Below are 3,019 nucleotides of genomic sequence, written 5' to 3' on the forward strand. Positions count from 1 at the left end.
AAAGGATACTTGCTCCAATCAGGGCTAGAAAGCAAACGAATTGAATAAAATTTAGAAATAAAAAATAACACTATCTTAATGAACCTTAAATAACTTAATGGTTCAAAAGAAAAAAAATAATAATCGTTCAAAGTTACTGCAAAGTAAAATATTACGGCGACTGAACACTGAACACTAATTCAAAAAAGTATGTCAGAAAAAGAAGTAAAAAACCTGGTGACTGAGCAATGTCGAAGTCTAGAAGAAATCTTCGATGCACGAATTGCAAGAGACGAAAAAATCGAACCCAAAGATTGGATGCCCGAAAAATACCGTCAAACCCATATTCGTCAAATTTCCCAACACGCACATTCCGAAATCGTAGGAATGCTACCCGAAGGAAATTGGATAACACGTGCGCCATCGTTAAAACGAAAAGTAGCACTTTTGGCTAAAATTCAAGATGAAGCCGGACACGGATTATACCTATATTCTGCTTGTGAAACTTTAGGCGTATCACGTGAAGAATTATACGAACAATTGCATTCTGGAAAAGCAAAATATTCTAGTATTTTCAATTATCCAACACTAACTTGGGCTGATATGGGCGCAATTGGCTGGCTAGTTGATGGCGCTGCTATTATAAATCAAGTGCCTCTGTGTTCAACATCTTTCGGACCATACGCAAGAGCAATGGTTCGTGTTTGCAAAGAAGAAAGTTTTCACCAAAGACAAGGTTTTCAAATTATGATGACCTTAGCGGAAGGAACTCCAGAGCAAAAAGAAATGGCACAAGATGCATTGAACCGTTGGTGGTGGCCAGCATTAATGATGCTCGGACCATTAGACGCCGAATCGGTTCACACGGAGCAATCCATGAAATGGAAACTAAAACGTAAAAGTAACGACGATTTGCGTCAACAATTTGTAGACCAAACTGTTCCTCAAGCTGAAATGATTGGTCTAACCATTCCTGATCCAGATTTAAAATGGAACGAAGAAAAAAAATCCTACGATTTCGGTGAAATGAATTGGGACGAATTTTGGCAAGTGGTAAAAGGCCACGGACCATGTAACAAAGAACGTATCTCTGCAAGAGTAAACGCTTGGGAAAAAGGAAAATGGGTTCGCGACGCTGCAATGGCATACGCCGAAAAACAAGCAAACAAAGAAGTAAAACAAGCAATATAAAATAGTTCACAGTCACAGTTTTCAGTTTTCAGACTGCCAACTGCGACTGCGACTGAAAACTATAAGAGTATGAAGAATTGGCCACTTTGGGAAGTATTTATAAGAAGTAAAAACGGATTAGAACACCGCCATTGCGGAAGTTTACACGCAAGCGATGCAACAATGGCATTAGAAAACGCACGCGATGTTTACACACGTCGTATGGAAGGTGTAAGTATTTGGGTTGTTCCATCAGCACAAATCACAGCATCAAATCCAGAAGACAGCGCCGAACTTTTCGATCCAGCAAAAGACAAAGCCTACCGTCATCCAACTTTTTATGAATTGCCTGACGAGTTAAAACATATGTAGAATTTGTTTTCAATTAAATCTAAATAGGTTTAAAAGCAATTTAAATTCGTGAAATTTATTTAACACAATGAATTCGTGCTAATTCGTGCAATTCGTGTCAAAAACAAAAAAATGAACAATAATTTAATTCAATACATATACGGAATTGCAGATAATTCTCTAATTCTAGGACAACGTCTCGGTGAACTTTGCGGTCACGGTCCAAGTCTAGAAACCGATATTGCAATGACCAATATTTCACTAGATTTATTTGGTCAAGTACGTAGTTACTTTCAGTATGCAGCCAAATTAATCGGAGGTGATGCCACAGAAGATACCATCGCTTTCTTAAGAAAAGAAAGAGAATATAAAAATGTTTTGTTGGTTGAACAACCTAACCAAGATTTTGCTTATTCCATTGCTAGACAATTTCTATTCGATGTCTATCATTTATTAGTCTTAGAAGAATTGCAAAATAGTAAAGACGAAACATTATCTGCTATTGCTAAAAAAAGCATCAAAGAAGTTTCGTATCACACAAGATTTTCTTCCGATTGGATTAGAAGATTAGGTGACGGAACAGAAGAAAGTCATAACAAAATCCAAACAGCAATCAACGATTTATGGATTTTTACAGACGAACTTTTCCACCAAACTGACGCAGATAAAGCTATGGTAACTGAAGGAATTGGAGTAGACGTAACACTTTTGAAATCAAATTACTTTAAAAAAGTAAACGAAATTTTAGAAGAAGCAACATTGAAAATTCCAATAATAGAATACTTCCAAAAAGGAGGAAAACAAGGGATTCACAGCGAACATATGGGATATCTTTTAGCACAAATGCAATACATGCAATTAGCTTATCCGAATATGAATTGGTAAGAAATGATTTGTCATTCTGAACTTTTTTCAGAATCTCATAAAAACAAAAATGACAGAAACAACAGAACATATCGACCAAAAACTCTTCGAAATACTAGAAACAGTATCCGATCCAGAAATTCCAGTATTATCAATAATGGAAATGGGAGTAGTACGTTCTGCCAAAATAATAAACGGAATTGTTGAAGTTCAAATCACTCCAACCTACAGCGGTTGCCCAGCAATGGATGTAATAGGAGATGATATAAAACTTGCATTCAAACAAAAAGGCTACGAAGCCAAAGTAGAACTAATCCTATCGCCAGCGTGGACAACCGATTGGATTACTCCAAAAGGCCGATTAGCATTAGAAAAATACGGAATTGCTTCACCATTATCAGAATCAGCCGATAAAGAAGCACTTCTAGGCAATAAAAAGTTAGTGAAATGTCCGCAATGCGGTTCATTCAACACAAAATTAGTTAGTCAATTTGGTTCCACAGCATGCAAAGCATTTTTCCAATGCGAAGATTGCCTAGAACCTTTCGACTACTTTAAATGTTTAAAGTAATAGATTACAATGAAATCAAAATTTAGAATGTTGTTTCTAGCAAGAATTATTTTTGGATGTAGTGTGTTTTTATTTGGATTGATA

General features: G+C 36.2%; 4 protein-coding genes. All 4 read left to right on the plus strand.

The window, feature by feature from the left end:
* The first annotated feature begins 189 nt into the window (after window positions 1–189).
* The 4 genes from paaA to paaD all read left to right on the plus strand — a co-directional run bounded on the left by paaA (window position 190) and on the right by paaD (window position 2,935).
* Window positions 190–1,170, plus strand: a complete 981-nt coding sequence (gene paaA, locus DIU01_RS12980; protein WP_290835133.1) for a 1,2-phenylacetyl-CoA epoxidase subunit PaaA — start codon at window positions 190–192, stop codon at window positions 1,168–1,170.
* Window positions 1,171–1,239: 69 nt separating this feature from the next.
* On the plus strand, window positions 1,240–1,521 hold the full coding sequence (gene paaB / locus DIU01_RS12985) for a 1,2-phenylacetyl-CoA epoxidase subunit PaaB (RefSeq protein WP_035123712.1): 282 nt from the start codon (window positions 1,240–1,242) through the stop codon (window positions 1,519–1,521).
* 90 nt (window positions 1,522–1,611) lie between these two features.
* Window positions 1,612–2,385: a 1,2-phenylacetyl-CoA epoxidase subunit PaaC gene (paaC, locus tag DIU01_RS12990; RefSeq protein ID WP_290835138.1), complete on the plus strand. Its 774-nt coding sequence runs from the start codon at window positions 1,612–1,614 to the stop codon at window positions 2,383–2,385.
* Between the two features lie 49 nt (window positions 2,386–2,434).
* Entirely contained in the window at window positions 2,435–2,935 is a 501-nt protein-coding gene (gene paaD, locus DIU01_RS12995; RefSeq protein WP_290835136.1) for a 1,2-phenylacetyl-CoA epoxidase subunit PaaD, read from the plus strand.
* The last annotated feature ends 84 nt before the right edge of the window (window positions 2,936–3,019 follow it).

The organism is Flavobacterium sp., assembly GCF_003525665.1.
Lineage (GTDB): Bacteria > Bacteroidota > Bacteroidia > Flavobacteriales > Flavobacteriaceae > Flavobacterium.